We start from the raw sequence: 6,077 nt of genomic DNA on the forward strand, positions 1-6,077 counted from the left end.
GAATAGCGGGCCATTGATTATTCACTGGCCGCCCCCTGTTTAAGTTTTAAATTCAGGAGAGACGACAACTATGCTGATACAGGGGGCACCGTCTAATATTTGAATCGTTTTACTTAGAACTCAAAATCTTCCCACAATTTTCGAACTGAGCTATTAGGGTCATTGACCTGTTTCGATTTAACATCAAATTGCATTGTTGGTCGTTCCGATAAGTTGTAAGGAGACCAATCAGCTTTACTTGTCTTGATGAATGTTAGCCATTGGTTGTGCATGGTATTAATAAGTTCAACTGGAGGCTGTGAGCCGACAAATGTTTTTGCTTGTTCATTGTCAGTTGTATTAAACACAAACGGTACGTCAACAAAGTGTGCGGCTCCTAACTGACCATCAAATGCAGGTGACACCCAAGAAAAGTTATAATGCCAAATTTTGTTGCCGTTTTTAGTTAACTGTTGAGCAATGTGCAGTGCTGGCATTCTAAAGGTAAAGTCAGATTGGATGTCGGCAAAAGTGTCGCCAATAGATTTTCCATTGCCTTTTGTTGAATACACATCAGCAGGGCTACCTTCCAATGATAAATCAGACAATAATAGCGACTTGGTTTCTTCGGACGTATTATTAGCGGCACCACTTGGTACTAGATACAGCCGTGACTCTTGATCGGTGCTACCAACGATGACCGGAATAGAAGGAGAAGCTTTAGTGAGATCTTTCATTGGAGACTCAACAATGATATCGCCATCAACAACGGGCAAAAATGCGGTACCGCCCCATGACGTCATTCCCCATTTTTCGCGATCTTGTATGGCGTAACCCATATCAATAACGTTCTTAACTAATTCAGGAAATGGAATGGTCGATAAGCCTTCAACGGTGGCTGGAATATTCAGTTTTTTGGTATAGTTTTGTGTGATTTTCTGAGCTTCTTTCTGAGTTAAAAATGCCATTGGAGGACTTTGCATAATGGCTTTCTGGAATAGGCCTTCGGCTTTTTCGGTACCCAATAAAATGGCAACACTTTCTGCCCCGGCTGATTGACCTGCGACTGTCACTTGGCTAGGGTCTCCACCAAAATCTTCGATGTTATTTTGTACCCATTTAAGAGCCATGATTTGATCAAGAATGCCGCGATTATCCGGTGCGCCCTCAAGGTGCATAAAACCATCAACGCCTACACGATAATTGACCGTTACAACAATCACATCATTCTGAGCAAAGCTCGTTCCGTCGTAGGCTAACTCTGCTGCATCTTCTCGGATGAATGCGCCGCCAGGAATCCACACCATGACTGGCAGCTTTTTATTTGATAGCTTGTTGTTGGTAGCAACGGCGCTCGTAGGTGTCCAAATGTTCAGAGTTAGAGCATCGGGAGCCCCCACCAAGGAGGTGTTCTTATCTCGGCTAGGCTGTGGGACAGGTTGACCTGCCTTTGTTGCATCTAATACTCCGTTCCAAGTTTCGTATGCTTGCGGTGCTTGAAATCGGCGAGCTGCCGTAAAAGGGTTTTTGGCATACGGAACGTCATAAAATGTACTCACGCCATCATGGTTGATTCCCATAAGTTTACCAGACTCAATGCTTACCACCCTTGAGCTTTCAGAATTTTGAGTCTGGGCAAATAGTACATTACTTTGAATTAAACCTGCACTGAGGCATGCGGCTAGCATCATTGTTTTTTTCATTTTATTCGACTCCGTATTGGAATATGAGGTCAGTATAAATCCTAGTTTGAAGTTGATATATATGCTATACCTCAATAGATTGTTGCATAAATCGAACTATTGAGGGTGTATGGATAGAATCATATCGATGGAAGTATTTGTTTCTATTGTGGAATTAGGTAGCCTAACCGCGGCCTCTGAAGTGCTAGGAATATCACGCTCCATGGCGACTCGTCACATCGCTGCGTTAGAAAAATCGCTAGGTGTCCGTTTGTTGTATCGTTCAACAAGAAGCCTAGGAATTACAAATGTAGGTCGAGAGTTGTTACCTTTTTGCCAGAATATTTTGAAGCAAAATGACCAGTTATATAGCCTTGCTCAAGAGCAACAATCTCAGCCCAAAGGTCGAATATCGCTGGTAACGAGCATTTCATTTGGTCAGCTTTATCTTGCTCAAGCTATTGAACAATTCATGCTTAAATACCCTGAAATTGAAGTCGATCTCACGCTGTCGAATCAGTCACTGGATTTGATTAAACATGGGATTGATATGGCAATCGAGTTGAGCAACGACCTGCCCGAATCTTTAATTGGGAAGAAACTGGCTGATTGCCCATCGGTGGTTTGCGCTTCTCCTCAATATCTAGCAGAACATGGCGCTCCTTTATCTCCCGAAGATTTACTCAATCACAATTGCTTGATCCACAAACGAATAGGCCATGATTGGTTGTTTGTTCCTAAGATTCGTTCGAAATCCGCTCAGCCCGTTAATGTGACGGTCACAAGTAACTACTCTGTAAATGATAGTTGCATACTTCTCAATGCAGCGATTAATGGCAAAGGTATAGCGTGTTTACCGTTACCCTTTATTGCAAACGACATACAAGCAGGGACTTTGACTGTCTTTTTGAAAGACTTTGAAGTCAATTTAATTGGAATATGGGCGCTGTACCCTTCAAGGCCATATCAACCCAAACAGCACCGACTCTTATTGGATTTTTTACAAGAAGACCTATCGATTAAACATCGAGCGTATGCGTAATATTGTTTCATGAAGCTATGTTGTTAATACAAACATGCAAAAATGCACCCAATCGGTTAGTTGCTTCTATTTTTCTAAAGCTTTTGCAATATAAACATGTAATGAATGAGGTAATTTAGACTGCCACATAATTACTGCCTGTATAGTTGCGATACTAGAAGTTATGTGAAAGTTCAGTTTTTCTGATGGTTCGTAACTCAGAATTGTCCACCTTCGATTCAGCAAGGTCTTTGCTGAATCATCTTTGTCCATTTAAGTGTTTGAGCAATACACCACCGATAGACTTCATCACTAGTTTTGTTTCAAGTTTATTATTTCAGGCTGCCCTTAGTGGTGAACGGAAACTCCCAGAAGCTATCATACGCAGCATTTACAAAAAATACTTAAGGTGCATAATCATTTGGTTGAAATAAGTTCGCGCCGCAATTTCATTTGCGTCACGAACATTATGAGTGTGGCTTTATACACTATCTGTTAACGCAAGGTCGCGTTTAGTTAAATTTCTAATAATGTCTTCCATTGCTCTGTTCGGCCATAAAACTCGGTATGAGGCAACCTCTTAAATTCCCCATTGTCTTCAATCATAAGTGTTGGGTAACCCTGAACGCCCAATCGGGTCATCATTTGATGGCTAATATCGATTGCGGCGTCTTCTAAGGGTTCCCCTGTTTGCATTCTCTCTCGCCATAACTGTTGGTCGAGCCCTAGTTGAACAACCAACTCTTCCAAACTGCTAAGAGTATTGACGGCTTTGCCTTCAATGTAATGTGCTTTTTGTATTGCTTTTAACATGTCACATGGATCAAGCCCTAAAGATTCTCCAACAAGAATTGCCCGAGTAGGAAGATAAGAGTCCAGAACAAGTTGCTCATTACCTGCTACACGTTCTATATAATCCTGTCCGAACTGAGCATTGGTCTGTTCACTAATTCGTCGGTCACTATTTAAAATATTCTGACGAAACGATGGTGCTATCAATTTTGCTGGAAGCATCCCTCCGGGGTGCATTACTAGCTGATACTTACTGCTGCTTGCAATTGATTCTATCAATGGAGTCGCGCCATAGCACCACCCACACATAGGATCATAGAAGTAGTGAATAGTTACCATGTCATCTCTCCCATATGAACTTTCGCACCAATGCTTAAAGCAATAGGTAACTTTGCGCCTTTGTATTTCACAGACATTTTTTCAATGAGTTGTTCGCTATTTTTACTGTTCTTTTTTGACTCACTGAAATCTTCAAGATACTGCAAAGAGTAGTTAATGGATTCAACGTTTAACGCAGTTCCCGATTTCATATGTCCCGGAATAACCGTTTCCGGTTGTAAAGCTTGCATCTCCTTAAGTTGCTCACTCCATGCATTTTGACTCTGCTCGGTTTGCGTATCCGCAGTCCAAAGATGCAAATTTCCAAATATTGCTATGTTACCTAATATTGTTTTACTTGAAGGAATCCATAAGTATGGGCGGTGCGGTAAAACGCCATCCGTACCTTTTATCTCAATCTTGTGTCCTTCCAAAATAAGACTTGTCGCCTCTATTACTTTAGGAATATAAGGCGTAACAGGTGCATTACTGCCCATTCTAGGACTCCACACCTTGAGTTTGGAAGGCAGTTTCTTTTCTATGACTTCTTTTACCGCAGGCGTTGTCACAATATCTGCATTGGGAAACAAGGCGTGTAATACTTCAGCGCCAAAATAGAAGTCAGGGTCGGCCTGACTAATGAAAATAGTTTTTAATTCTTTACCCGTATCCTGTATTTTTGCTGCAATCCGCAGAGCATCTGCTTTAGTAAAGCCAGTATCTATCAGCATTACCTCACTCTCTCCAACAATCAATGTGGAGTTTGCGTGGAAGCTGTTTTCGTCTGCGTTATAAATATCAAAAGTCAGTGTCGTTTGCTCTGTGGCAAAGGCGCTACCTGCGACTAAGATGAATGCGGCTAATAGGCTGATTCTTTTCATGACTTGCTCCGTAAATTATATGGCTTGTTTTGATGTGATAAATCATAAATGATTGACATGGTCTGAAAAACATACAAAACCAAACATCATTATTTCTTAATCCGAGCAAATAAATGGATAAATTAACCGCTGCAATAGTATTTGTTGATATTGCTCAATCAGGCAGTTTTACCGCTACGGCTGACAGACTTGAGATGTCTCGCCCCATGGTGACACGTTATGTTGAAGCTATGGAGAAGTGGTTAAACGCCCGTTTACTACACCGAACAACCCGAAAGGTAACGCTCACAACGACCGGAGAGCGGTGTTTAAAAGAAGTTGAGGTTTGGCTTGAGCAAGCGAACGGGTTAGTCGCTTTAAGTGATAATAGTGAAGAGCTAACCGGGATAGCACGAATTGCGACAAGTATGTCATTCGGGTTTTCGCAGCTTGTCCCTGCGCTTTTGAATTTCATGGCTATGCATCCCAAAGTCCATGTCGATATCGATCTACAGGATTCAGTCGCTGACCTGACAGAAAAACAAATTGATCTTGCGATTAGAATCGCTTCTAATCCGGAACCATCTTTGATTGGTAAACCGATAGCCATTTGCGAATCGGTACTAGTTGCTTCACCTGCATATTTAGCAAGCAGGAAGGACCTCTCGGAGCCAGAGGAACTGAGTATGCATAACTGTCTGGGGTATAAAAACTTTCAGCGACACGTATGGCACCTCACGAATGGTACTCAACAAAAATCAATAGATGTTGAATGTAAACTAACCGCTAACGAGGCTACGACATTACTCCATGCAGCACTTATTGGTGGAGGTGTCGCCATTCAACCAACCTACTTAGCTAATCAATACATCGAGAGCGGCACATTACAGCCAGTCCTATCAGAGTGGAAACCCGCCGATCTGACAATATATGCGCTCTATTCTTCAAGAAAACATCAATCTCCAACCGTAAGAGCATTAATTGATTATTTGCATGAGTATTTCAAAGACAATCCTTGGTAGAACTTGGGGGTTAGAGAGTAGTGGAACAAGAGATTTCTGTCCGCATTCGAAACTTACAATAGCCTATAGGTGGTTTGCGCCTCCCCTCAATATCTAGCAGAACATGTCGCTCCTTTATCCCCGAAGACATACTCGATCACAATTGCTTAATCCACAAACGAATAGGCAATGATCAAAAAAAATATAAAAATATAGGAGAAGACAAAATATAGGACACCCTTAAATTTGCTTCGGTTTTGTTTTTAATCCCCGGTATTCCCATGATCAATAGCATTGTGGATCTGGTGCATGGTCATATCATTACCGGTCAGGGAAGAGCCATGCAGGCCATCGTGATTTCCATGGCCATCGCTATGGGGATTACTTTGAGCTCTGCATTATTGGGAGCGCTGATTCCATGAGC

General features: G+C 41.9%; 6 protein-coding genes. 3 read left to right on the forward strand and 3 right to left on the reverse strand.

Annotation, left to right across the window (positions count from 1 at the left end):
- Positions 1-113 precede the first annotated feature (113 nt).
- Entirely contained in the window at positions 114-1,682 is a 1,569-nt protein-coding gene (locus Q1B11_RS19780; RefSeq protein WP_299735661.1) for a carboxylesterase family protein, read from the reverse strand.
- 109 nt (positions 1,683-1,791) lie between these two features.
- On the opposite strand from Q1B11_RS19780, the gene Q1B11_RS19785 reads away from it, so the two are divergent.
- On the forward strand, positions 1,792-2,703 hold the full coding sequence (locus Q1B11_RS19785; RefSeq protein WP_299735663.1) for a LysR family transcriptional regulator: 912 nt from the start codon (positions 1,792-1,794) through the stop codon (positions 2,701-2,703).
- A gap of 495 nt (positions 2,704-3,198) precedes the next feature.
- On the opposite strand, the gene Q1B11_RS19790 is transcribed toward Q1B11_RS19785, so the two are convergent.
- Positions 3,199-3,813, reverse strand: a complete 615-nt coding sequence (locus Q1B11_RS19790) for a DsbA family protein (protein ID WP_299735664.1) — start codon at positions 3,811-3,813, stop codon at positions 3,199-3,201.
- Positions 3,807-4,673 (reverse strand): MBL fold metallo-hydrolase, encoded by an 867-nt coding sequence (locus tag Q1B11_RS19795; RefSeq protein WP_299735666.1) that lies wholly within the window; start codon positions 4,671-4,673, stop codon positions 3,807-3,809. Before Q1B11_RS19795 ends, Q1B11_RS19790 begins: the two co-directional genes overlap by 7 nt.
- A 113-nt stretch (positions 4,674-4,786) precedes the next feature.
- On the opposite strand from Q1B11_RS19795, the gene Q1B11_RS19800 reads away from it, so the two are divergent.
- The gene (locus Q1B11_RS19800; RefSeq protein ID WP_299735668.1) at positions 4,787-5,674 is read left to right on the forward strand and encodes a LysR family transcriptional regulator; all 888 of its coding nucleotides are present in this window, start codon (positions 4,787-4,789) and stop codon (positions 5,672-5,674) included.
- A gap of 236 nt (positions 5,675-5,910) precedes the next feature.
- Complete coding sequence (locus tag Q1B11_RS19805) at positions 5,911-6,075, forward strand: threonine/serine exporter family protein (RefSeq protein WP_366139496.1); 165 nt, start codon at positions 5,911-5,913, stop codon at positions 6,073-6,075.
- Positions 6,076-6,077: the final 2 nt, after the last annotated feature.

Origin of the sequence: uncultured Endozoicomonas sp., from assembly GCF_947495845.1 — a bacterium.
GTDB lineage: Bacteria > Pseudomonadota > Gammaproteobacteria > Pseudomonadales > Endozoicomonadaceae > Endozoicomonas.